Source organism: Bacteroides caecigallinarum, from assembly GCF_016902295.1.
Classification (GTDB): domain Bacteria; phylum Bacteroidota; class Bacteroidia; order Bacteroidales; family Bacteroidaceae; genus Phocaeicola; species Phocaeicola caecigallinarum_A.
In genome coordinates, this window is the sequence record NZ_JACJLQ010000207.1 from 1 (window position 1) to 261 (window position 261).

The following is a 261-nucleotide window of genomic DNA, read 5'->3' on the forward strand; positions in this document are numbered from 1 at the left end:
TTCTCTGGTTTTTAGGACTACACGGATACAGCACTGCCGGTGGAAGGGCGGACTCTAAGTCGGTCGTCAGTTACTTGTACGGAACTTGGTAAGCCCGTATTTCTCCTGCTTACATATAGCAGGTAAGCCAATCGCAAGAGAAGCCGAATGATGTGCGGGTAAAGGATTGCGGAGAAAGCGAACGCTTCCGTGTAATGCGGAGGATAGAGGTTTTAACGTCACCTCATGCGAAAGCAGGCAGACTTCCGCAGGGTAATTCTT

At 49.8% G+C, this 261-nt stretch carries 1 protein-coding gene; it reads right to left on the reverse strand.

From position 1 onward, the window contains the following. Positions 1 to 66 precede the first annotated feature (66 nt). Positions 67 to 261, reverse strand: a 195-nt coding sequence (locus H6A27_RS14840; protein WP_204509228.1) for a hypothetical protein, incomplete at its 5' end; no start/stop codon positions are given.